The organism is Pseudomonas sp. Irchel 3F6 (assembly GCF_900187595.1).
GTDB classification, from domain to species: domain Bacteria; phylum Pseudomonadota; class Gammaproteobacteria; order Pseudomonadales; family Pseudomonadaceae; genus Aquipseudomonas; species Aquipseudomonas siliginis.
Genome location: NZ_FYDP01000001.1, coordinates 369,155 through 389,363, shown reverse-complemented (window position 1 = coordinate 389,363; position 20,209 = coordinate 369,155). Strand labels below are relative to the sequence as shown.

The 20,209-nt window shown below is 60.5% G+C and carries 21 protein-coding genes; 9 read left to right on the top strand and 12 right to left on the bottom strand.

Annotated elements, in window-relative coordinates:
* The first annotated feature begins 5 nt into the window (after window positions 1-5).
* Window positions 6-1,043, top strand: a complete 1,038-nt coding sequence (locus CKW30_RS01740) for a LysR family transcriptional regulator (RefSeq protein WP_236708157.1) — start codon at window positions 6-8, stop codon at window positions 1,041-1,043.
* A gap of 338 nt (window positions 1,044-1,381) precedes the next feature.
* On the opposite strand, the gene dctA is transcribed toward CKW30_RS01740, so the two are convergent.
* Entirely contained in the window at window positions 1,382-2,689 is a 1,308-nt protein-coding gene (dctA, locus tag CKW30_RS01735) for a C4-dicarboxylate transporter DctA (protein ID WP_042610193.1), read from the bottom strand.
* 102 nt (window positions 2,690-2,791) lie between these two features.
* Window positions 2,792-3,961, bottom strand: coding sequence for a mandelate racemase/muconate lactonizing enzyme family protein (locus CKW30_RS01730; RefSeq protein WP_095179639.1), 1,170 nt, complete (start codon window positions 3,959-3,961; stop codon window positions 2,792-2,794).
* A 98-nt stretch (window positions 3,962-4,059) separates the two neighbouring features.
* Between CKW30_RS01730 and CKW30_RS01725 the strand changes: the two genes are divergently transcribed.
* Window positions 4,060-4,935, top strand: a complete 876-nt coding sequence (locus CKW30_RS01725; RefSeq protein WP_056784881.1) for a LysR family transcriptional regulator — start codon at window positions 4,060-4,062, stop codon at window positions 4,933-4,935.
* Between the two features lie 182 nt (window positions 4,936-5,117).
* On the opposite strand, the gene CKW30_RS01720 is transcribed toward CKW30_RS01725, so the two are convergent.
* Window positions 5,118-6,086 carry an oxidoreductase gene (locus tag CKW30_RS01720; RefSeq protein WP_095179638.1) on the bottom strand — a complete coding sequence of 323 codons (969 nt, stop codon included), beginning with the start codon at window positions 6,084-6,086 and terminating at the stop codon, window positions 5,118-5,120.
* Between the two features lie 88 nt (window positions 6,087-6,174).
* Here CKW30_RS01720 and CKW30_RS01715 point away from each other — a divergent pair, with 88 nt between their 5' ends.
* Both CKW30_RS01715 and CKW30_RS01710 read left to right on the top strand, forming a co-directional pair.
* Window positions 6,175-7,095, top strand: a complete 921-nt coding sequence (locus tag CKW30_RS01715) for an AraC family transcriptional regulator (RefSeq protein ID WP_256584125.1) — start codon at window positions 6,175-6,177, stop codon at window positions 7,093-7,095.
* A gap of 51 nt (window positions 7,096-7,146) precedes the next feature.
* The gene (locus CKW30_RS01710; RefSeq protein ID WP_095179637.1) at window positions 7,147-7,599 is read left to right on the top strand and encodes a thiol-disulfide oxidoreductase DCC family protein; all 453 of its coding nucleotides are present in this window, start codon (window positions 7,147-7,149) and stop codon (window positions 7,597-7,599) included.
* Here CKW30_RS01710 and CKW30_RS01705 read toward each other — a convergent pair.
* Together CKW30_RS01705 and CKW30_RS01700 are read right to left on the bottom strand one after the other, a co-directional pair.
* A complete protein-coding gene (locus tag CKW30_RS01705) occupies window positions 7,582-8,079 on the bottom strand; it encodes a DUF2269 domain-containing protein (RefSeq protein WP_095179636.1) in 498 nt (165 codons plus the stop codon). The genes CKW30_RS01710 and CKW30_RS01705 overlap by 18 nt on opposite strands.
* A 1-nt stretch (window position 8,080) precedes the next feature.
* Window positions 8,081-9,208 (bottom strand): saccharopine dehydrogenase family protein, encoded by a 1,128-nt coding sequence (locus CKW30_RS01700; protein ID WP_095179635.1) that lies wholly within the window; start codon window positions 9,206-9,208, stop codon window positions 8,081-8,083.
* 171 nt (window positions 9,209-9,379) lie between these two features.
* On the opposite strand from CKW30_RS01700, the gene CKW30_RS01695 reads away from it, so the two are divergent.
* Together CKW30_RS01695 and CKW30_RS01690 are read left to right on the top strand one after the other, a co-directional pair.
* Window positions 9,380-9,595, top strand: a complete 216-nt coding sequence (locus CKW30_RS01695) for a PLD nuclease N-terminal domain-containing protein (protein WP_041480553.1) — start codon at window positions 9,380-9,382, stop codon at window positions 9,593-9,595.
* A 256-nt stretch (window positions 9,596-9,851) separates the two neighbouring features.
* Window positions 9,852-10,328: a hemerythrin domain-containing protein gene (locus CKW30_RS01690; RefSeq protein ID WP_016774305.1), complete on the top strand. Its 477-nt coding sequence runs from the start codon at window positions 9,852-9,854 to the stop codon at window positions 10,326-10,328.
* Between the two features lie 373 nt (window positions 10,329-10,701).
* On the opposite strand, the gene CKW30_RS01685 is transcribed toward CKW30_RS01690, so the two are convergent.
* The 3 genes from CKW30_RS01685 to CKW30_RS01675 all read right to left on the bottom strand — a co-directional run bounded on the left by CKW30_RS01685 (window position 10,702) and on the right by CKW30_RS01675 (window position 13,244).
* On the bottom strand, window positions 10,702-11,628 hold the full coding sequence (locus tag CKW30_RS01685; protein ID WP_095179634.1) for a LysR family transcriptional regulator: 927 nt from the start codon (window positions 11,626-11,628) through the stop codon (window positions 10,702-10,704).
* A complete protein-coding gene (locus tag CKW30_RS01680) occupies window positions 11,625-12,599 on the bottom strand; it encodes a quinone oxidoreductase (protein ID WP_095180281.1) in 975 nt (324 codons plus the stop codon). The genes CKW30_RS01685 and CKW30_RS01680 overlap by 4 nt, the downstream gene beginning before the upstream one ends.
* A 153-nt stretch (window positions 12,600-12,752) precedes the next feature.
* Window positions 12,753-13,244 carry an anti-virulence regulator CigR family protein gene (locus tag CKW30_RS01675; protein WP_095179633.1) on the bottom strand — a complete coding sequence of 164 codons (492 nt, stop codon included), beginning with the start codon at window positions 13,242-13,244 and terminating at the stop codon, window positions 12,753-12,755.
* A 126-nt stretch (window positions 13,245-13,370) separates the two neighbouring features.
* Between CKW30_RS01675 and CKW30_RS01670 the strand changes: the two genes are divergently transcribed.
* On the top strand, window positions 13,371-13,529 hold the full coding sequence (locus CKW30_RS01670; RefSeq protein WP_081932631.1) for a DUF2986 domain-containing protein: 159 nt from the start codon (window positions 13,371-13,373) through the stop codon (window positions 13,527-13,529).
* A 1-nt stretch (window position 13,530) separates the two neighbouring features.
* Here the strand turns inward: CKW30_RS01670 and CKW30_RS01665 are convergent, their stop codons facing one another.
* Window positions 13,531-14,742: an MFS transporter gene (locus CKW30_RS01665; RefSeq protein WP_218192292.1), complete on the bottom strand. Its 1,212-nt coding sequence runs from the start codon at window positions 14,740-14,742 to the stop codon at window positions 13,531-13,533.
* 131 nt (window positions 14,743-14,873) lie between these two features.
* Here CKW30_RS01665 and CKW30_RS01660 point away from each other — a divergent pair, with 131 nt between their 5' ends.
* Complete coding sequence (locus CKW30_RS01660) at window positions 14,874-15,767, top strand: LysR family transcriptional regulator (protein WP_095179632.1); 894 nt, start codon at window positions 14,874-14,876, stop codon at window positions 15,765-15,767.
* A 369-nt stretch (window positions 15,768-16,136) separates the two neighbouring features.
* Here the strand turns inward: CKW30_RS01660 and CKW30_RS01655 are convergent, their stop codons facing one another.
* From CKW30_RS01655 to CKW30_RS01645, 3 genes are read right to left on the bottom strand one after another with little or no spacing between them, the layout of a single operon-like run.
* A complete protein-coding gene (locus tag CKW30_RS01655) occupies window positions 16,137-16,949 on the bottom strand; it encodes a DUF3618 domain-containing protein (RefSeq protein ID WP_095179631.1) in 813 nt (270 codons plus the stop codon).
* Entirely contained in the window at window positions 16,946-17,374 is a 429-nt protein-coding gene (locus tag CKW30_RS01650) for a phage holin family protein (RefSeq protein WP_052392217.1), read from the bottom strand. The genes CKW30_RS01655 and CKW30_RS01650 overlap by 4 nt, the downstream gene beginning before the upstream one ends.
* A complete protein-coding gene (locus CKW30_RS01645) occupies window positions 17,374-18,024 on the bottom strand; it encodes a hypothetical protein (protein WP_095179630.1) in 651 nt (216 codons plus the stop codon). Before CKW30_RS01645 ends, CKW30_RS01650 begins: the two co-directional genes overlap by 1 nt.
* 298 nt (window positions 18,025-18,322) lie before the next feature.
* On the opposite strand from CKW30_RS01645, the gene CKW30_RS01640 reads away from it, so the two are divergent.
* Window positions 18,323-20,179 carry an ABC transporter ATP-binding protein gene (locus tag CKW30_RS01640; protein WP_095179629.1) on the top strand — a complete coding sequence of 619 codons (1,857 nt, stop codon included), beginning with the start codon at window positions 18,323-18,325 and terminating at the stop codon, window positions 20,177-20,179.
* Window positions 20,180-20,209 lie beyond the last annotated feature (30 nt).

Genomic DNA, 20,209 nt, shown 5'->3' with positions numbered 1-20,209 from the left:
CCTGAATGGCGTTCGATGGGCAAAGACTACGTTTTGGAAGCCACATTGATAATTGGGCCAGAAGTCGCTTTACTAGTGCCATGAAGGCACAAATTGGATTGGATCGTTTAACCGGGCTCATCGCCTTTGCACGAGCGGCTTCGCTGGGCAGCTACACGGCTGCCGCTCGGGCACTGTCGGTGTCGCCGTCGGCCATCAGCAAAAGCGTGCAACGGCTCGAAGAGCATTTCGGCCTGATGCTGTTTACTCGCACCACGCGCTCGCTGGTACTCACCCCGGAGGGCCGTGATCTATACGAACGGGCGCTGCGGATTCTGCGCGAAGTCGAAGACATCGATCAGGCCGCCGTTGCTTCACGCGCTGAGCCATCGGGCGTATTGAAGGTCACCGCGCCGTTGCCGATTGGACTGAATATCCTCGCGCCGGCCCTGCCGAGATTTCGCGAGCAATATCCAAAGGTGACGATCGATCTACGACTCGGCGATCAGTATGCCGACCTCATCGAACAAGGCATCGACGTCGCGGTTCGGGTTGGCAATCTTGCGGATTCGCGACTGATTTCTCGCCCGCTGGGCCCGCATCGAATCGGTGCGTTCGCATCACCGGACTATCTGCAGCGCAAGGGTACTCCGCTTACGGCCGAGGATCTCGCCGAGCATGAGTGCGTGAATTTCCGCTATCAAAGCACCGGGCAGAGTTTGCGCTGGCCGTATCTAGCCGGTGACAGACAGTTGGAACTGGCACCCGACGCGGCCTTCACCGTTGATGCCAGCGATGCGGTCGCGGCGGTGCTGGCTGCCGGCGGCGGCATCGGTATTTCGCCGCACTACGTAGCGGCGGCGTATGTTCGTCGGGGCGAACTGGTCCCGGTGCTGCCACAGTTCACCGTCGAACGCTTCGCCATTACCGCGTTGTGGCCGGAGAGCCGTCGCGGTAGCCCGAATGTCAAAGCGTTCACGGCGTTTTTGCTTGAGTTGTTCCCTGCAACGCCGCCTTGGGATGAGGTCATCCAGACGTACGTAGAGGGTTCAGGTCCGGCCTGACGGTTCATAGCGAACGTTTTGCAATCCACTGCTTGTACTGTCCGGTGCGAAAGAACATCGCCAACTGTTGTGACAGCAATCGCGCAACCTACTGTGGAAACGGGCTTGCTCGCGAAAGCGCTCTGCCGGTCGCCATCCGTGTTGACCGTTCTGGCCCCTTCGCGAGCAAGCTCGCTCCCACAGGTTTTTTGGCATGGCTGGGGATTGGTGGCGTGCCAGCACCGACTGGTTTTCGTCAGTGCGCCAATTCTCATCGTCCCGCCCCCAGTCCATAACCTTTGAACTGACTTGAAACCTGTACGCGTCGGCAGGCCAATCAAGCGCTCACGTTGCCCGAATCACTTATGCACAAGCAGCGACTTGCGCGCTGCCTTGTCCTGCTTCATGGCGGCGATTTCCCGCTCGCACGCTTCGACATCGAACGACTTGTCCCATTTGGCGATGGCGATGGTGCCGATGCCGTTACCGATCAGGTTGGTCACGGCTCGCGCCTCGTTGAGGAAGCGGTCGATGCCCAACAGCAACACCAGGCCCACCAGAGGTATCGAGTGAATGGTGGTGAGCGTGGCCGCCAAGGTCACGAATCCTGCCCCCGCCACACCGGCCGAGCCCTTGGAGGTCAGCAGGAACACGCCGAGCAGAATCATCTGATCCATGAAGGTCAGCGGCGTGTTGGTCGCCTGGGCGATGAAGATTGCTGCCATGGTCAGGTAGATGCAGGTGCCGTCCGCGTTGAACGTGTAGCCCGTCGGCAGGACCATGCCGACCACGGATTTCTTGCAGCCGAGCTTTTCCAGTTTGACCATCATTCGCGGCAGCACCGCTTCGGTCGAACAGGTGCCCAGGGTGATCAGGATTTCATCCTTGAAATAACGCAGAAACTGCATCAGCGGCATGCCCGACCATCGCGCCACCGCGCCCAGTACCACGACGATGAAGATCAGCGTGGTGATGTACAGCGCGACCAGCAACTGCCCCAGCGACAGCAGAGTGCCGATGCCGTATTTGCCGATGGTGAATGCCATGCCAGCCCCCGCGCCCAACGGCGCCAGACGCATGACCATCGCGACGATTTTGAACAGGCCTTGCAGGAACAGGTCGATGGTGTTGATCAGCGGTTTGCTGGTTTCGCCCATTTGCACCAAGGCGACGCCCATCAGCACCGACAACAGAATCACCTGCAGCATGACGCCATTGGAGAAGGCGCCGAGGAAGGTATGGGGGATGATATTGAGGAAGAATTCGACCAGACCGCCCTGCTCGCTCGCCGCCTGGCTGTACTTGTTGACAGCGCTGCCATCGAGGGTGCCGGCGTTGATGTTCATGCCGGCGCCGGGCTTGACCACGTTGACTACGATCAGGCCGACCACCAGAGCGATGGTGGAAAGAATCTCGAAGTAGATCAGCGCTTTCACACCGATGCGACCGACCTCCTTGATACTGCCCATCTTGGCGATACCGACCACTACCGTGCCGAAAATGATCGGCGCCAGGAGCATCTTGATCAGTTTGATGAAACCGTCGGCAAACGGCTGCAGCTTGGCGCCGATGTCCGGCACGAAGTATCCGATGGCAGCGCCGATGACGATGCCGATCAGCACTTGCACATAGAGCTGGCTGTACCAGCGTGATTTTGAAGTTTCCACGGAAGCACCTCATTTTATTGTTGTGGTGGGCATGTGGCTTTGGCGTCGAGGATGACGCCTGAAGGTGCGGCCTCGGAAATCGAGGCCGCAGATAAAACCGAATCAGCCCTCGCCCAGTTCGCGCATGACGGCATAGAGCGCAGATTTGGCTTCGAAGCCGACGCCCGGAATTTCCGGCAGCCCGACGTAGCCGTTTTCTACGCGGATGCCATCGGCAAACCCGCCGAAGGGCTGGAACACGTCCGGGTACGATTCGTTGCCGCCCAGGTGCAGACCGGCGGCGATGTTCAGCGACATCTGGTGACCACCATGCGGTACCACGCGACGCGAAGACCAACCCAGCTCTTCCATCACTTTCAGGGTGCGCATGTACTCGACGAGACCGTAGGACAGCGCACAGTCGAATTGCAGGTAATCGCGGTCAGGGCGCATGCCGCCGTGGCGCAACAGGTTGCGGGCGTCCTGGTGAGAGAACAGGTTTTCCCCAGTGGCCATCGGCAGTTCGTAGTGATTGGCCAGCTCGGCCTGGAGCGCATAATCCAGCGGGTCGCCGACTTCCTCGTACCAGAACAGGTTGTACTTCTTGATCGCTTCGGCGTACGCGATACCGGTCTGCAGATCGAAGCGGCCGTTGGCATCGACCGCCAGGCGCTGGCCGTCGCCCACCACTTCGAGCACCGCCTCAATGCGGCGGATATCTTCGTCCAGCGGCACCGCGCCAATCTTCATCTTGACCACGTCATAGCCACGATCCAGATAGCTCTGCATTTCGGCCTTGAGCTTGCTCTGGTCCTTGCCCGGGTAGTAATAGCCACCCGCCGCGTACACCCAGACTTTGTCATCGGCCACACCGTTGCGATAACGATCGGCAAGCAGGCGATACAGCGGCTTGCCTTCGATCTTCGCCACCGCGTCCCACACCGCCATATCGATGGTGCCGACCGCTACCGAACGCTCGCCATGCCCGCCCGGTTTTTCGTTGGTCATCAGGGTTTTCCAGATGGCGAACGGATCGAGGTTATTGTTCTCGTGATCGATCAGGGTTTGCGGGTCGGCCTCGGTGATCCGCGCCAGAAAACGATCGCGCATCAACGCGCCCTGACCGTAGCGACCGTTAGAGTTGAAACCGTAACCGATGACCGGCTTACCATCGCGAATCACGTCGGTAATGACCGCGACGACCGAGCAGGTCATCTTCGAAAAGTCGATGTAGGCATTGGCGATCGGGGAAGCGATGGAGACGGTTTTTTCACGGATATCGACGATACGCATGACGGGTTCCTCTTGTTGTGGTGGGCCAACGTTATGCGTTGCGACGACACCCGCCCAATGCTATTAATGCCGCGCCCTATGCACAGGAGGCATTGCCCTTGGAACTGGTTTGGCTTGAGGATTTTTCAGCGCTGGCCGAATACGGCAGCTTTGTCCGGGCCGCCGAAGCGCGCCATGTGACGCAGCCGGCGTTCAGTCGCCGAGTGCGCTCGCTGGAGAACTGGATGGGCGTGGAATTGTTCGTGCGCACTCCGCAGGGCGCGACGCTGACCGAGGCCGGCAGGCAGATTTTGCCCAGCGCTCAGGAAGCGGCCAGACGCCTGTACCGCATGCGCTCCGAGGCTCAGGAAGTGGCCGGCATGGCGGCGAAAACCTTGCAGTTCGCTGCCACTCACTCGCTGTCATTCACCTTCTTCCCGCGCTGGTTGCGCAGTGCCGAAAGTGGCGCGCCGATCGATGCGGTTCGCCTGCATTCCGACAGCATGGCCGTGTGCGAACAGATGCTGATTCATGGCCAGGTGCAGTTCCTGCTATGCCATCGCCACCCCGACGTTCCGCCATTACTGGCGCCTGATCAGTTCATTGGCAAGAAGGTCGGCGAGGACGTACTTGTGCCGCTGGCGAGTGCTTCAGCCCAGTTCGGCACGTCGCCTGAAACCCTGCCCTATCTGGCCTACACCCACGAATCCGGCCTGGGCCGAATCGTCGCCCACAGGCTACACGGCAAGGCCGATTATCTGCATTTGAAACCGCTGTTCAGCAGCCATCTGGCGGCAGTGCTGATGTCGATGGCGCTGGAAAGCAAAGGCGTCGCCTGGCTGCCGAAAAGCCTGACCGAACAGGAAATGGCCGACGGGCGCCTGGTCAGGGCGCTGGATGACAGTTGGGACATTCCACTGGAAATACACCTGACTCGCCCGACCGCACCGATCAGCCCTTCGGCGGAGGAATTCTGGGCGAAGCTGGGAGAGTAACTCTATCGAGCAGCCCCTCACCCCAGCCCTCTCCCGAGGGAGAGGGAGCCGATCTGGGTGCTGTTCAAGAACTGAGTTCGACCCGGTATTTCAGGTCGGCGAATTTCTACTAAACACCTCGGTCAGTCCCCTCTCCCTTCGGGAGAGGGTTAGGGTGAGGGGCTTTTGTCCTTTGACTCGATTTATGCCACCGTGAGCCCCGTCCATTGCTCCGAAACCGCCCAAAGTCGCTCAGCCAGCTCAGCATCCGCCGCCCATTGCGCAACGCCCTTGCGGCCCGCTTCAGGTTGATTGATCGGCGCAACATTGCAGTCTTCGCAATACACGCCACCCAAATCCGCAAGCAATGCACTGGTCGCACACCACAATCCCGTCGCGGCGCCCTGCTCCAGCGTTTTCAGACCGTTGTGGGCATCCAGCCGTGGCCGGCCCTGCTCATCCAGCGCATCGAATGCGGCAAGTTCCGCTGTGCTGAGGTGCCGTGCCAGATCCGTCAGAATCTGCCCCGGATGCAATGAGAACGCACGAACGCCATGACTGCGCCCGCGACGATCGAGCGCCATGGCGAACAAGGCATTGGCCGTTTTCGACTGACCATACGCGACCCATTTGTCATACGGCCGTTGCAGGAAATCAATGTCGTCAAAGTCGATCCCGGCAATCTGGTGCCCGCGCGATGACACTGACAGCACCCGCGCCTGTCCAGCTTTGACCAGCGCCGGCCAAAGGCCGCAGGTCAGGCGATAGTGGCCCAAGTGATTGGTCGCGAACTGGCTTTCATGGCCATCGGCATCGCGCAGCAACGGCGCGGCCATGACTCCGGCGCAGTTGATCAGCAAAGACACCGGCTGACCCGCGCTGACCACGCTGTGGCTGAACGCCGCCACCGATTCAGCCTGCATCAGGTCCATGGGCGTCACGCGGACACCTTCAACACCGGCCAATGCCACCTCTGCCCGCGCCGTATCTCTGGCCGGCACGAGGACTTGCGCGCCCGCCGCCGCGAGGCTTTTCACCGTCAGCAGACCCAGGCCGGAATAGCCGCCGGTGACCACAGCGAGCTGCCCGCGCAGATCGATGCCAGCCATGACTTCAGCCGCTGTGCTCGCGGCGTTGAACGGTGATTGCACAGGTTGTTGGAGCGTAGCCATGAGCGTGAATCCTGAGTGAGCTATCGAAGGTCTTCATTCTTGGCTAAGCTCTACGGACGAACCAGTCTGATAAATCCAGGTTTCTGTCGTGATCATCCAAAATCCTGCTGGCGATCCGCTTTCTGCCGTATTGGCGCTCTCCGAGTTGCAAGCAGCCTGCTCGGTTCGCTTGCAAGCGGGAGGCGTCTGGGCGCTGCGATTTCAACCCATCGAACTGAAATTCAACGTGGTGCGACGAGGCGAATGCTGGTTGCGCATGCAGGGCTTGCCGGCGCAGTTGCTGCGGGCCGGCGACTGCTTTGTGGTGTCGCGCACGCCGTTCATTCTGGCCAGCGGCGCCGACGTCGAGGCGGTGAATGCAGCGGATGTTTTTGCCCATGACGGCGTCTCGGCGACGTTTGGCGTCGGCGAGGAAGTCGAGCTGCTGGGCGGCAGCGTGTCGCTATCGGGACCCGGCGCAACCGAACTGCTCGACGTGCTGCCGACCTCGCTGATCATTCGCGCCGAGGCCACAGGTGCCTCGTCGTTCGGTTGGCTGCTGGATGAACTGGAGCGCGAGTGGCCATCACACCAGGCCGGCTCGCAGGCGATGTGCAACGACCTGCTGCGGCTGATCTTCATCCATGCGCTGCGCCATCACATCAACAGCGCGGATGCCGAACAATTGTTTTGGCTGGGCGGGCTACGGGAACCGGCGATTGCCGGCGTCTTGCGCGCCGTTCACGCTGCCCCGGAAAAACCTTGGCGCCTGACGCAAATGGCCGAGATTGCCTGCATGTCGCGATCAGGTTTCGCCGCGTTATTCAAAACTTGCATGGGTGTAGCGCCGGTCGAATATGCCACGCGCTGGCGGATGCGCGTGGCCGCGTTTCGCTTGCGCAATGGCCGGGACACTGTGGCGACCATTGCTGCTTCACTGGGCTATCTGTCCGACGCGGCGTTTGGCGCTGCCTTCCGCCGCGTGCACGGCATATCGCCGGGCCAATACCGCCGCGATCCACTCCTGTAGCCCAATGATCAAGGTTATGATCGCGACAATCGCCGCCAGGGACATCCGCCGATGCCTGCCATGAAAACCCGCCCCACCCCCGCGCCATTGCTCAAGCCAGGCGAAACCGTGGTGCTGTTCGACGGTGTGTGCAAACTGTGCAACGGCTGGGCGCGCTTTCTGATTCGCCATGACCGTCAGCGCCATGTGCGGCTGGCGACCGTGCAATCGCCCGAGGGCCAGGCCTTGCTGGCGTGGGCCGGTTTGCCGCTGGATGAGTTCGACACCATGGCGGTGATCCGCGACCGGCAGTTCTGGGAACGCTCGGATGCGTTTCTCGAAGTGGTCGGGCAACTGCCAGGGCGCTGGCAGCCGCTGAAACTGCTGCGGATTTTCCCGCGCCGCCTGCGTGACTGGGCTTACGATCGAATCGCGCTGAACCGCTATCGGCTGTTCGGCAGGTACGACACTTGTCTGCTGCCAACAGCGGATGATGAAAGCCGCTTTCTAAAAGCCCACGGTTAACCCGACCAGTTGCACCGGCGTCATCTTCGTCACCATCATCAGCACGATGACAAACATCCCGGCGAACCCGGCAATGCCCATCCAGAACCACCAGCGGTAAGTGTTCGCGTAGCGATCATCCAGAGGCAGGCCGCCCTCGCCCGCGCTCAGCGCCATCTTCTGCAGACGCTTTTGCAATACCAGTACAGGCAGCCACAGTGCGCCTACGCAGAAGAAAATGATCAGCGACGTCAGCAGCCACTCACTGCTCATCGAAAGCCCGGAAAGCCGCATCAGCAGATAGCCGGTGATGACCTGCACAATCCCTGCCGGCGTGGTGATCCACGTATCGAAACGCACCACCATCCTTGCGACATGGGCGATCACTTGCGGGTTGCCGCTGCGGCTGGCGGCGATCAGGTAGAGGTAGGAGCCCATGCCGAAACCGAAGAGGAAAATCGCCGCGATTACATGCAGGTACTTCAGGCAGAGATAGAGCATCTCAACGCTGTCCATCGGAGAATTGAACCGACAGGCTCAAGTTGGCCGGATCGTTGATCGCCGCCAGATATTCATCGACGCTGATTTCGCCAACACACGGCCGCGCACCAGGTTGCGGTGCATAACCCCGCGCCATTTTGATTGCCAGGGCGACGGCGGCGCAGCTGGGGATTTCCGGGTCTTTGTCATTCAGCGCGGTGAGTTGCGCGGTCAGGCTCAGCGGCTGGTCGTCAACTCCGATGCCCTGAACATCGATGTACATCGCGCTCTTGCCATCACCGAAGCGTTCGAACCTCGTACCCAGGCGATGCAGGCGCGCCGCCCAGCGCACATGATCGCGCACCAGCCCGAAGCGCAAGGCCTGCGCCAGCAAGGCGTTGGCAACGCCGCCGAGCTTCAGGCCAGCGCCGGCCTTGAAGCGCAGCGTCTGTGCGCCATAGCGGCGCGCGAAAATATCCATGTCCGGCACATCGACATTGGCCAGCACCCGCGTGCCCAGTTGCGGCATGCTGCGCAGGGTCAGATCGAGCCAACCCAATACTTCGTGAACCTGGCCGTTTTTCAACTGCCTGATCGGTTTGCCCGCATAAGCGAGTACGCCTTCGACCGTGGACAGCCCCGGCATCTTCGCCGAGGAGGAAATGCCATGCTCGATCGAATCGATTCGCGCAAAACGTGAGCGCTGCTGATCGATGATCGCCGAAGACAAGGTCGGCACCGAACTGCAACCGCTGAGCACGGCCACACCAGCCTCCCTGGCGCGGGCGTCGAGCACATCAATGCCGTTGACGAAGGTGCGGCAGTCAGCCAGATCGCAATAATTCACACCGGCGCCGATGCAGCTTTCAGCAACTGCGTAGGATTGCCCCTGAAACGGCCCGCCGGTGTGCACCACCAACTGAACATTCAACTCTCGCAACGCCGCTTGAAAACCTGCGCCCATTGCATCGCCGCACCACCCTTCGCACGGACGGCCTGATTGCGCTTGCAGCTCAGCGACCTTGCCCTGCAACTTGCGCGCATCGCGGCCCGACAACAGCAGTTCAATCTCTGGCATGAGCGCCAGATGCCGACAAACGATACTGCCGAAATTGCCGTAGCCACCGACGACCATCACCCTGAATGCCATTGCCCTGTCCCTGTTCCAGCCTAAACGTATGGCGCAGAGGATATAGGCCGCAGCGGCGATCAGACATTTATTTTGCAACCGGGTATCACCCCGCCCGCTTGTCCAAGGCAAAAAGAATGAACCCAACGCCCCTCTCGTCGCCTAACGCACAGACCATCAGGAGCTAAGCCTATGCAAATCGAAACCGTGTGGATCGTATTGGCGGTCATTCTCGTGCTGATCGAGCTTTGGGCCATCAACCGGGTGCGTAAAAGCGAGGGGAAATCCAGTAGTAAAGGCGTGTGGATCGTGCTGATCGTGTTCGTGCCGCTGTTCGGCCTGATCGCCTGGGCATTGGCGGGACCCAAGCATGTCGGTCGCATTTCGCCTTCCCAGGCTAACCGTTGAAGCGGCTAGCGCTGCCCCTTTCCAAGCATCACCACAGCCCGGCTTTTGCCGGGCTTGTTATATGCAATGCCCGCCGCGCGGATTTCTTGCAGGCTGCACGAAAGCATTGTGCCTGCTTCGATGCCAGCCCTTGATTTAGAAGGGTTGCGCTTGATCGGCAAGTTGGCATGAGTCCTGCGATAGCCTCTTCCTGAATACACAGCAGCGCGAAAAAAGAACGCTGTGTTCAATCCGTGAAAAGCAGAGGCCTCAAAAAATGAATGCCATCGACCTTCTCAAAGCCGACCATGAAAAAGTCAAAGCCATCCTCAGCCAACTGAGTGAATCCACCGACCGCGCGCTGAAAAAACGCGTCGAGTTGCTGGGCAAACTGGAAATGGAAATCACCATCCACACCCGCCTAGAAGAAGAGATTCTCTACCCTGCGTTCAAGGAAGCCGGCAGCAAGGAAGAAGACATCATGTACTACGAAGCCAAGGAAGAGCACCGCACCGTGGATTCGCTGGTGCTGCCTGATTTGAAGGAAACCGATCCGGGCAGCCCGGAATTTGCCGGTCGGGTCAAAGTGGTCAAGGAGCTGCTGGAGCATCACATCGAAGAGGAAGAAGAGGAAATGTTCCCGAAAGCGCAGAAGCTTCTGGGTAAGGCGAAGCTCGAGGAGCTGGGCGCACAGATGGAAGCCATGAAGGCGAGCCACAAAAAGGAAATGGCGGCCAACAAAATCGCCGCTTGAAGTGTTGAAGACACCGAAGCCCGGCGGCAATGCCGGGCTTTTTTTGCGCGCCCAAACTGGCCCTCGCTCCCACACTGGATATACGTATGTCCGGCAATTCCTGAGCAAGCCACGAAACCTGTGGGAGCGAGCCTGCTCGCGAAGGCGTCAGGTCAGCCACATCATCTATGACTGACACTGCGCTTTCGCGAGCAGGCTCGCTCCCACATTGGATATACGTATGTTCGGCAATTCCTTAGCAAACCACGAAACCTGTGGGAGCGAGCCTGCTCGCGAAGGCGTCAGGTCAGCCACATCATCTATGACTGACACTGCGCTTTCGCGAGCAGGCTCGCTCCCACAGGGTCAGTGTCGGTCTTGATGCAGGTTGTGATCAAACCGCCCAAGGTGGCGCCGGATCGAATTTGGATTCAATCCACTCCTTGAACGCCACCACCGCCGCCGCTGGAAACCGCGATGACGGTCTGACCAGATAAACGCCGCCCGCCGAATCCAGATGCCAGTCGGGCAGCACGTGAATCAACCGACCTGCCGCCAGATCGCGGCTCATCAGCCAGTGGCCGGCACCGAGTATGCCGGCGTCGGCGCGGGCGGCGGCGAGCAGGGATTCGCTGTCGCTGGCAGTCAGGTTGCCGTGGGGCGTGATGGTCTGCACCTCGTTGCCGCGATGCAGGCGCCACAGCGGGAACGACGCCAGCCCACTGAAGCGCAGGCAATTGTGCTGCAGCAGATCCTGTGGTGTCTGCGGCATGCCATGGGCCTCGATGTACGTCGGTGATGCGCAAAGAATCCGCCGATGGTCACTGAGCTTTTTTGCAATCAGCCGATTGTCCTCAAGCTCGCCGATGCGGATAGCCGCGTCGAAACCCTGCTCGATGATGTCGACCAGGCCTTCGCTGTAATCGGCGATTACCGAAACATGCGGATGAGCCTTGAGAAACTCCGGCAGCAGCGGCCCCAGCCACAAGCGCCCCATCGCCGCCGGCAAAGCCAGACGCAACGTGCCGCGCACTTCGCTGGCGCCCTGCACCGCTTGTTGCTGCGCTTCGTTCATCAACTCGACGGCCGCGCGCAAGCGTTGTTCAAGTTGCAGGCCGGCCTCGGTGATGCGCACGTGTCGCGTCGAGCGCTCCACCAATCGCACGCCCAGTCGCTTTTCCATCGCCGCCAGGCGCTTGGAAACAATGGTCGGATGGCGCTGCAACAAACGCCCCGCCGCGACAAACGAGCCTTGCGCGGCGACGGCCAGGAAAGCAGCGATTTCATCGCTGTGCGGGTTGCTCAGAACATCCAGATTCATGGTTTTAAAATGATCGCCCCTGATGATCGGCCCGATTCAAGATCGGCGTGCGCTTGTGCCGCGTCAGCCAATGAATAACGCGCGCGCATTTGCGGCGTGATGATACCGGCGGCAACAGCGGCCAGCACATCTTGTGCGCGCTCCTGATACTCGGCTGTCGTGGCAGTGTGCGCGGCCAGCGATGGACGGGTCAGGAACAGCGAGCCCTTGGCGTTCAGCGTGGCTATTTCCACCGCTGCCGGCGCGCCGGTCTGCGCGCCGAACGAGACCATCAATCCGCGTGGGCGCAAGCTGTCCAGCGAGGCCTGAAAAGACACCCGACCAATCGGGTCATACACCACGTCGACCTTGCGCCCCTCGGTGATACGCAACATATCGGCGGCGAGGGTTTCGGCATCGAACACCAACACTTCGTCACAACCGGACGCGCGAGCCTTGTCGACACTGGCCTGCTTCGACACCACACCGATCACCGTTGCGCCAAGGTGTTTGGCCCACGGCACCATGATTTCCCCCAGACCACCCGCGACACCGTAAAGCAGCATCGTCGTGCCCGGCCCGACCGGGTAAGTCGCCTTCAGCAGATACTGCGCGGTGATGCCTTTGAACAACACCGCCGCCGCATCTTCGAACGACAACTCATCGGGGATCTTCACCAGCCGCTCTGCCGGAAACAGCCGCGCCGAGGCGTAACCACCCAAGGGACCGGTGGCATAAGCAACTCGATCGCCGACGCGCACATTGCTCACACCGGCACCGACCGCTGCCACCCGACCCGCGCCTTCCAGCCCCAGCCCCGACGGCAACGCCACGGGCACTGCACCTTTGCGCTGGCTGACATCCAGGTAATTAACGCCCACCGCCGCTTGCTCCAGCCAGACCTCGCCGGCCCCGGGGGCCTGTTCGCTGACAGTGTGCAATTGCAGGACGTCCGGTGCGCCCGTTGCGGTGAAGCGAATTGCATTGGCCATGGTCATCTCCATTCATTCGTTAGCCGTTGAGCTCAGTCTGAAAGCTCAGCATTCAACGAACAACCCAACCTGAATGCAGTTCATTGCTGCAACTGATGCAGCTATGCATGAATAAAAAAGGAGCGGCAGGTGCTGCCACTCCTCTTTGCAGAATCAATCGAACGCGCCGTTGAGCACCTCGTAGATCAGCCCGGTAGCCAGCGCGACGAGGATCAGGTCGGTGCCAACCTGTTGCCATTCGTAGCCGTCGTAATGAGGCAAATGGCCGAGCAGCCGCCCGTCGAGCTTCTTGGCGATGCCCGGAGGCAGCGGTTTGCCCCGCGCCAGATTCTTTTGAATGCCCGGCGGCAGTGCTGGCCCCGGATTCCAGTATTCGCCGCGATAGCCGTCGACGATGCCGAGAATATTGCCGCGATCAATGCTCGGAGCACCGCCGCCATTGCCAGAGTGTTGCTGGCCTTTATTGCCATTGCCCTGACCGCCCCCACCCTGTTTACCATGATCCTGCATGTTCTGCGGTTTGCCCTTGCCGTTGCCCTGGCCGCCCTGGCCCTTGCCATTGCCGGGGTCGGCCAGTGCCGTCGTGCTGCCGACTACAAGCGCGAGGCAAGACAGCGCGACAATCAATCTGCGAGCTTTTCTCATGTGCGATTCCTTCGGTTTGGGGGGGCTTGAGTTGGGGGGAATGTGCTCAGCTTAGTGGATTTCTCCTTGCTGACCACTCGGCCTTGCGTCAGGATTCCCACCCTCTCCACCCGCGATCGAAAAAACATGAATCGTCAAAAGAAGCTGCAGCAGTTGTTCAAGGAAAAAGCCAAAAAGGCCAACGCCAAACTGGCGCCGAAAAAGCCCAAATACATCTGCAAGGCTGATCGCCTGAAGCTGGAAGCCGAAGCCGCGCAGGCTTCAGTGGAAAATACCGAGAGCTGAGTCAGGCTTTCTGCCGCGACGTCAGCCACGTCATCAGCGCCGCCAGCACCAGCAATGCCGCGCTGGCGAAGAAGGTCAGCCGATAGCCACTGCCGTCGAACAGCAGACCACCGACGGTCGACCCCGAAGCGATCGACAACTGCACCACCGCCACCATCAGCCCACCGCCCGCTTCGGCATCGTCGGGCAGCGTGCGCGCCAGCCACGACCACCAGCCCACCGGCGCCGCCGTGGCGATCAATCCCCACAAGCCGAGCAACACGAACGTCGCGACCACTGAACTGCCCATCCCAATGAGCGCCACTGCGATCATCGCCATCAACAGCGGGATGGCGATCACCACGCGATACAGCCCCTTCTTCAACACGGAACCGATGACCACGGTGCCGATAAACCCCGCCACACCAATGACCAGTAAAATCATCGACAGCACCGAAACATCGACCCGGGTCACGGTTTCCAGAAACGGTCGCAGGTAAGTGAACAGCACAAACTGGCCCATGAAGAACAGGCCGGCGCCGAGCATGCCGAATGCCACCCGGCGGCTTTTGAACAACGCAAAGCCGTTGGCTGCGCTGGCTTCGCGTGGCGCGGCGGGGAGCGCGGGCAAGCTGATCCATTGCCAGAGCAGCGCAATCAACGCCACCGGTATCAGGCAGAAAAACGCCCCGCGCCAGCCAATCACACTGCCGAGATAACTGCCCAGCGGCGCCGCGACCACCGTAGCCAAAGCATTGCCGCCGTTAAAAATTGCCAATGCCTTGGGCACGCTGGCGGAGGGCACCAGACGCATGGCCAACGCTGCCGACATCGACCAGAAGCCGCCAATCACCACGCCGATCAATGCGCGACCGATCATGTAAACCGTGTAGTTTGGCGCCAGGCCCACCACCAGCCCGGACGCACACATCAGCGCCGTCAACAGCAGCAACAGGCGCTTGCGATCCATCGAACCGGCAAGCCTGGTGATCGTCAGGCTGGTCAGCACCGCGAACGCGCCGGAGATGGCGATGCCGTAGCCGGCCAGGCCTTCGCTGATGTGCAAGTCCGTGGCCATGGGCGTGAGCAGACTGACCGGCATGAACTCGGAGGCGATCAGCGCGAAGACACACAGGGTCATGGCGAACACGCCGCTCCAGTACGCCGGTTGCTCGCCGGCAGTGGACACGCCCATGGGCTGGTTTGTCGGGTTGTCGATTGCTTGGGCCGTCATGCAAAAACCTGTTTGGAAGAACAAATGGTCGAGGCACTTCTGCCCCGTTACTCAGGCTGCAAAGCTTGACGGATCGGGCTTAACTTGATTAGTAGCGGTAATCTTCATGTGCTTTTGAGAAAAATTCAGCAATGAGCAACGCCAAAGTCAATGACCTGCAGGCCTTTCTGGCGGTGGCCCAGGATCAAAGCTTCACCAAAGCCGCTGCTCGCCTCGGCGTCACGCCTTCTGCGTTGAGTCATACGGTCCGCGCGCTGGAGCAGCGTCTGGGTATCCGCTTGCTGGCTCGCACAACGCGCAATGTCTCGCCGACCGAGGCTGGCGAACGCTTGATGCGTTCGATTGCGCCGCTGTTCGAGCAGATCAGCGCCGAGCTCGAAGCCCTTGGCGAATTGCGCGACAAGCCCAGCGGTACGATCCGGATTTCCTGCACGGACGATCAGATTGAGTTGTGCATTCGGCCGATGCTTACAAAGTTTTTGCAGGACTATCCGGACATCACCTTGGAGTTTTACGTCGATTATGGTTTCACCAATGTGGTCAAGGAGCGCTTCGACGCTGGTATCCGTCTCGGTGAGTCGATCAGCAAAGACATGATCGCCGTGCGCATCGGCCCGGACTGGCGCCTGGCCGTGGTGGCCTCGCCGGATTACTTCGCTCGCCACCCGAAACCCGCCACGCCACATCAGTTGACGGAGCACGCCTGCATCAACATCCGCCATCAACCGGCCGGCGCGATTTACGCTTGGGAGTTTGCGCACAAGGGTCAGGATTTCAGCGTGAAGGTCGATGGGCAGTTGGTGTTCAACAGCATCATGCACGTGCTCAATGCCGCCGTGGATGGCATCGGCGTGGCGTACGTGCCCGAGCAATTGGTCGCGCCGTATCTGGCCGACGGGCGACTGGTAGAAGTGCTGGAAGAGTGGTGCCCGACGTTTCAGGGCTATCACCTGTACTACCCGAACCGGCGCCAAGGCTCGGCAGCGTTTGCAGCGTTTGTCGAAGCACTGAAATACAACCGCTGACAAACGCAACTCTTCAATCCAAGCCAAATCCCTGTGGGAGCGGGCTTGCCCGCGAAGGCGTCGGCACATTCAACCTCATCATCGCCTGACCCAGCGCTTTCGCGAGCAGGCTCGCTCCCACAATGGTCCGGGGCAATGCCAAAATCTTCAGCGCAACCAAAATCCCTGTAGTAGCGAGCCTGCTCGCGAAGGCGCCAGACCAGATACATCCACATTGAATGACACACCGCTTTCGCGAGCAGGCTCGCTCCCACAATGATCCGGGGCAAGGCTACGTTTTTACAGGCTGGCTCACCACAGCGGCGCACCGAATGACCGTCGCACAACGATGAAGAGAGGCCCATTACAGGCCTCCCTTGTTTCTCCCCGTCAGGATGTACCCAGACCCTGCGACAGATCCGAAGAAGACGGCCGCGCCGGATCCGGTTTGGTCTCGACTTCGGTTTGTTCAGTGGTTCGGGTCACCGTGTCACGCACGGCTTCATAACCTTCCTGAGCTTTTTGCTTGGCTTTGTCGACCATGCCAGCGCTGGTGCGGCCCATGTAGCGCTGTTCAGTGGACGTGGTTGGCAACGCCGCGCCGAGCAAAGCACCCAAAGCGACCCCAGCGGCAGCCACCATTAGCGGTTGCTCCTTGAGCAGGTGACTGAACTGCTGGCCAAGCACTTGCGAATTACGCGACAGTCGATCAGTGGCGTCATGCATCGCATGGCTCAGGTTTTCCTTCGCCGCACCGACGTTTTCACCGAGGTGGCTGGCCTTGCCTTTCAGCGACTGGTAGCCGTCCTTCAGCGAGTCAGTAGTGGAGTGCAAATGCGCGCGGGCACTGTCGATGCCGTCGGCCAGACCGTCGGCCCACTCGCCGGCCTTGTCCTGATCCGGTCCGCTGCGATAGGTCGGTTGCGGCACGGGTGGGCGATTCTGGCTGATCATCAGCCAGAGCAGGCCCACGGAAGTCAGCACCGCTGGCACCGGATTATTGCGCACGCTGGTGCCGAGATTGGTGAAGAATGTCGAGCCGTTGCTCTGCATCATCCCCCAGGCCTGATCGATCATCTGCCCGGGGGTGAACTTGCTCTCCAGTTGATCGACGATGTTGCCGATGCTGGCGCGCTGCGCATCGATTTCGCGCTCGATTTGCTCCGGGCTTTTTTCCGCTTCGATATCCAGTTCGCTTTTCATGAGACTTTCCTCCGCAGCGCTTCCTGATCCTTGTTCAAGGCGTCGAGGGTGCGATCAGGTTTGAAGTGAGATGGCTCGAATTGCTTTTTCCCGGATTGCAGCATGGCGAAGCCGATGATCATCACCACCACGCCGACGATCAGCGCGGCCAGCCATGGCGCCATGAACATGCTCAGGCCGTACACCGCCGACATCAGCAGAATGATGAAGCCGGCGAGGAACACGATCGCGCCGCCGGCCACCGCAGCGATGCCCGCCTTCAGCGTGCTGAGGCTGTTGTGCAGTTCGGCTTTTGCCAGTGCCAGTTCCTTGGTGAACAAGGCCGGTACCTCGCGGGACAGTTGTCGCAACAGGCCGACCACGGAGGCGTCATCCGTTTGGCCGAGGGGCCTTGCCCCGCTCAGATCAGATTCATCTCTGTTCATCACAGTTCTCCTTTGGCGTCGGGTGCGTGCGGTACGGAAGCCGCGGCAAAATCAGAGGGGTGATCGCTGTCACTGGGCGAGGTCGGGGTGATGCCGGTGGCCAGTCCCGGATTGGCGTGGGCCGATGGCGGCACTGACGATTCATAGGGCCGCTTCGCGCCGTAATCGGCTGGCGGTGGCGTCGAGGTGGAGCCCGCCGCTGGATCGTGTTCGGCACTGACCGTCGCTGCTGCGGCCGTGCCGGCTTTGAGAAACCGCGACAGGCCGAAACCGATGGCAATGCTGCCGGCGATGAACAATCCCGGATTGCTGCGCGCCAGATCCGCCGCATCATGCAGCAACTGCTCGGCACTCTTGCCGCGCAGATTGCCTGCCAGCCCGGTCATGGAATCCGCCATGTCGGTCAGGTAGTCGGACATACCCAGCGTGTCCTTGTCCTGCAGTTCCGAGACAAAGCTTTTCGCCCCTTGCGCCAAGGCTTCGATCTGCTCGGCCGCCGTGTCGCGATACTGGCCGAATTGCGCATCGGCCTGCTGCCGCGCACCGCCCAGTGCTTCGCTGACGTTGTCCTTCAAATGATCAAAACTTTGCTCAGGCTTGCCATTGGGATCACCTGATTCATACCCTGACCTGCTGTCTGAAGTATTCATGTCGCCCCTCGCCTTCTCACTGAAAACGGAAAAACGGAGCTACACGGCAACATTGCCTCGAGCCCCCACATAGAAGATGACGGAGCAGCTTGCGCGAGAGTTCAAAGAGGTTGATGAGCGTGCAGCATCAGGTCTGGATCAGCGACGAAAGGTTGCGCTTGGCAGGATTGTGTTGAGCTTCTGCGCCGGTCTGCGGTCAAGACAAGGCACGGGGGTTCATCCAGATGATGGCAGTGAAACCCTCAACGCCGCCGATAGATGGCAGAATCCCCACACCCTGATCACTTCGGAGACCGCAATGCTTCGCCTGTTTGAAGAAAGGCTCGACCCCTTCCCGCCCGATGAGGCGCCGCCACCGCCAGTCGGCCTGATGCGATTTCTGTGGGCCTGCACCCGGGGCGCGCGCGGTTACATCCTGGCCTTCGCCCTGCTCAGCGCCAGCGTGTCGATCTACGAGGCATGGCTGTTTTCGTTCCTCGGGCAAGTGGTGGATCTGCTCTCGACCTGGCAATCTGGCGGCGCTGCTGGTGACGAGGAAAGCCGCGTGTTGTGGGGCATCGGCATTGTGCTGGTAGTCAGCATCGGGCTGGTGGCGCTACGCACGATGGTCCAGCACCAGATCCTCGCGATCAATCTGCCGCTGCGCCTGCGCTGGGACTTTCACCGGTTGATGCTGCGGCAAAGTCTGTCGTTCTTCTCCGACGAGTTCTCCGGCCGGGTCACGACCAAGGTCATGCAGACTGCGTTGTCGGTGCGCGAGGTGTTGTTCACCTTGATCGAAATTCTCCCCGGCATTGGCGTGTACTTCATCGCGATCATTGCGCTGGCTGGTGGCTTTGCGTTGAAGTTGATGCTGCCGTTCCTGGCGTGGATCGTTTTGTTCGGGCTGGCGATGGTGTATTTCGTGCCGCGTCTGGGCAAGGTCGGCCAGGAACAGGCCGATGCGCGCTCGTCGATGACCGGGCGGATTGCCGATGCCTACACCAACATCACCACGGTCAAACTGTTCTCGCACTCCAAGCGTGAAGCGCACTTTGCCCGTGCGGCGATGGAAGATTTCAAGCTCACCGGGTTCCGCCAGATGCGGCTGGTCAGCCAGTTCGAAATCGTCAATCAGGCGCTGGTGGTCGCGCTGATTCTCGGTGCCGGCGGTTATGCGTTGTGGCTTTGGCATCAGGGCGAAGTCGGCACCGGCGCTGTTGCGGCGATCACCGCCATGGCGTTGCGCATCAATGGCATGTCGCACTGGATCATGTGGCAGATGACGTCGCTATTCGAAAACATCGGTACCGTGCAGGACGGCATGGCCACCCTGACCAGCGGCCCGAAAGTCCAGGACGCACCGGATGCCAAGGTGCTGGAGCCTGCCGGCGGCGAAGTGGTTTTCGACAATGTCAGCTTCAACTACAACGGCGAACGCCAAGTGCTCGACGGCTTGACCCTGCACATTCGCCCCGGCGAAAAAATCGGCCTGGTCGGCCGCTCCGGTGCAGGCAAGTCGACGCTGATCAACCTGCTGCTGCGCTTCTATGACGTTGATCGCGGCGAGATCCGCATCGATGGGCAGAACATCGCCGAGGTCACCCAGGACAGCTTGCGCAGCGTGATCGGCATGGTCACCCAGGACACGTCGCTGTTGCACCGTTCGATCCGCGACAACATCGCCTACGGACGCCCGGACGCCACCGACGAAGACATCCACCGCGCTGCGGTGAACGCCCAGGCCGATGGTTTCATCAGCCAGTTGAGCGACAAGCAGGGCCACAGCGGTTACGACACGCTGGTCGGCGAACGCGGCATCAAGCTCTCCGGCGGCCAGCGCCAGCGCATCGCCATCGCCCGGGTAATGCTGAAGAACGCGCCGATCCTGTTGCTCGACGAAGCCACCAGCGCACTGGACTCGGAAGTCGAAGTGGCGATCCAGGAAAGCCTCGATGAAATGATGCAGGACAAAACCGTGATCGCCATCGCCCACCGCTTGTCGACCATTGCGGCCATGGACCGGCTGATCGTCATGGACGAAGGCCGCATCATCGAGCAAGGCACCCACGCGCAATTGCTGGAGAAGAACGGCACTTATGCGCGGCTGTGGCAACACCAGAGCGGCGGCTTCCTCGGTGAGGATCGGGGTTTGGTTGAGGTGATGGAGGAGTGATCAGGCTGGAGGGCCGGGGCCGGCCCTCCA

What these genes read in the sequence shown, in the direction of transcription:
- CKW30_RS01740 (WP_236708157.1), top strand. Translation starts at nt 6, where the DNA reads ATGGCGTTCGATGGGCAAAGACTACGTTTTGGAAGCCACATTGATAAT.
- CKW30_RS01730 (WP_095179639.1), bottom strand. Translation starts at nt 3,961, where the DNA reads ATGCGTATCGTCGATATCCGTGAAAAAACCGTCTCCATCGCTTCCCCG.
- CKW30_RS01720 (WP_095179638.1), bottom strand. Translation starts at nt 6,086, where the DNA reads ATGGCTACGCTCCAACAACCTGTGCAATCACCGTTCAACGCCGCGAGC.
- CKW30_RS01710 (WP_095179637.1), top strand. Translation starts at nt 7,147, where the DNA reads ATGCCTGCCATGAAAACCCGCCCCACCCCCGCGCCATTGCTCAAGCCA.
- CKW30_RS01705 (WP_095179636.1), bottom strand. Translation starts at nt 8,079, where the DNA reads ATGCTCTATCTCTGCCTGAAGTACCTGCATGTAATCGCGGCGATTTTC.
- CKW30_RS01700 (WP_095179635.1), bottom strand. Translation starts at nt 9,208, where the DNA reads ATGGCATTCAGGGTGATGGTCGTCGGTGGCTACGGCAATTTCGGCAGT.
- CKW30_RS01695 (WP_041480553.1), top strand. Translation starts at nt 9,380, where the DNA reads ATGCAAATCGAAACCGTGTGGATCGTATTGGCGGTCATTCTCGTGCTG.
- CKW30_RS01690 (WP_016774305.1), top strand. Translation starts at nt 9,852, where the DNA reads ATGAATGCCATCGACCTTCTCAAAGCCGACCATGAAAAAGTCAAAGCC.
- CKW30_RS01685 (WP_095179634.1), bottom strand. Translation starts at nt 11,628, where the DNA reads ATGAATCTGGATGTTCTGAGCAACCCGCACAGCGATGAAATCGCTGCT.
- CKW30_RS01680 (WP_095180281.1), bottom strand. Translation starts at nt 12,599, where the DNA reads ATGGCCAATGCAATTCGCTTCACCGCAACGGGCGCACCGGACGTCCTG.
- CKW30_RS01675 (WP_095179633.1), bottom strand. Translation starts at nt 13,244, where the DNA reads ATGAGAAAAGCTCGCAGATTGATTGTCGCGCTGTCTTGCCTCGCGCTT.
- CKW30_RS01670 (WP_081932631.1), top strand. Translation starts at nt 13,371, where the DNA reads ATGAATCGTCAAAAGAAGCTGCAGCAGTTGTTCAAGGAAAAAGCCAAA.
- CKW30_RS01665 (WP_218192292.1), bottom strand. Translation starts at nt 14,742, where the DNA reads ATGACGGCCCAAGCAATCGACAACCCGACAAACCAGCCCATGGGCGTG.
- CKW30_RS01660 (WP_095179632.1), top strand. Translation starts at nt 14,874, where the DNA reads ATGAGCAACGCCAAAGTCAATGACCTGCAGGCCTTTCTGGCGGTGGCC.
- CKW30_RS01655 (WP_095179631.1), bottom strand. Translation starts at nt 16,949, where the DNA reads ATGAAAAGCGAACTGGATATCGAAGCGGAAAAAAGCCCGGAGCAAATC.
- CKW30_RS01650 (WP_052392217.1), bottom strand. Translation starts at nt 17,374, where the DNA reads ATGAACAGAGATGAATCTGATCTGAGCGGGGCAAGGCCCCTCGGCCAA.
- CKW30_RS01645 (WP_095179630.1), bottom strand. Translation starts at nt 18,024, where the DNA reads ATGAATACTTCAGACAGCAGGTCAGGGTATGAATCAGGTGATCCCAAT.
- CKW30_RS01640 (WP_095179629.1), top strand. Translation starts at nt 18,323, where the DNA reads ATGCTTCGCCTGTTTGAAGAAAGGCTCGACCCCTTCCCGCCCGATGAG.